The sequence below is a fragment of the Mesorhizobium sp. P3_A9 genome, assembly GCF_056402975.1.
In genome coordinates, this window is the sequence record NZ_JBFUGJ010000733.1 from 1 (window position 1) to 990 (window position 990).

A 990-nucleotide genomic window follows, 5' to 3' on the forward strand; every position below is an offset into this window, starting at 1 on the left:
CTGCGGAAGTGTCGATCTGAGATCCAATTACCAGCCAGGAACAAAATGCTGCCCCGGTCTTTTTATCCTGTAGAAGGCCGTAAGGAGGAATTCGACGCGGGCTGGTTTAATAAACAAGGCGGATTTATGCAGTTTATCGAATTTGAACAGCTCGCAATACAGGGATATTCATTCGAGTTGAGAGACGGAAATACTTCCCGGCCAAAATTGCGCATTACATGTGGAGAATATGCTACAGATTGGGAGGGGGTCGACATCCCGCAAATTTACATGCCTGAGACCTAAACAGAGGCAACATGGCAATGTACAACGACGGCCAAGTAGCCGGTTAATTTCGCCGGTCACCCGGGGGGCTCGCATGGAAAATGAGCAGGTCGGCACTTTCAGGGACGGCGTCACCTACATCAATTGGGAAATCCTGCGAAAGAAGCGCTTCGCCAAGAATATGTGCCGCCGCGGCCGCCAGATTGGCCCGACAACGTAACGCCCGTCAGTATCACCGGATTGGGGCTTATCGGGCTCGACGAGAAGACGAACGAAATGTTCTGGGACGGGAAGCGGCTCATTACCGAGAAGCGATTCACGGATTTTGAGCGCCGCCTGGCAATTGTCGGTCTGTTCATTGCTGGCATCGGCGTCGCGGCCACGGTGGTTCAGGCGTGGGCTGCCGTCGCTTCTTTGCCCTAGCTAGTCTAATCCGGGTGAAGTTCGTCACGCTCCACATTGGCGTGCTTGTCGCCACCCTGGTCGCTGCCGGAGAACAAGCGCGGGCCGATCGGAGGCCTGATCTTCGGCAGGCGATGGAGGGCACCACCTACCGCACGCAAAAGCATTTAAGGAAGCTAATGTTCCCTCAAGTCCGCCGGATAATTCAATTCCAACCCTCAATTTCTCGGCAGGTTGTGGATCTCCAACCGAACCGGCCCGCCTCTGTCGCAGCTCGTGCAGAAAAGCGCCCTCTCGTCGCTGCTGAACAGCGCACCCTTGCCA

General features: G+C 55.4%; 3 protein-coding genes. All 3 read left to right on the forward strand.

Going from position 1 to position 990, the window contains the following annotated elements:
• Positions 1-285 (forward strand): hypothetical protein (locus AC1DX0_RS36375; protein WP_477359399.1); only part of this gene is annotated, 285 nt, incomplete at its 5' end.
• Between the two features lie 73 nt (positions 286-358).
• Positions 359-484: a hypothetical protein gene (locus AC1DX0_RS36380; protein WP_477221119.1), complete on the forward strand. Its 126-nt coding sequence runs from the start codon at positions 359-361 to the stop codon at positions 482-484.
• A gap of 56 nt (positions 485-540) precedes the next feature.
• Positions 541-687, forward strand: coding sequence for a hypothetical protein (locus AC1DX0_RS36385; RefSeq protein ID WP_477221118.1), 147 nt, complete (start codon positions 541-543; stop codon positions 685-687).
• Positions 688-990: the final 303 nt, after the last annotated feature.

Coding starts and splice junctions, on each gene's coding strand:
- AC1DX0_RS36380 (WP_477221119.1), top strand. CDS start 359: ATGGAAAATGAGCAGGTCGGCACTTTCAGGGACGGCGTCACCTACATC.
- AC1DX0_RS36385 (WP_477221118.1), top strand. CDS start 541: ATGTTCTGGGACGGGAAGCGGCTCATTACCGAGAAGCGATTCACGGAT.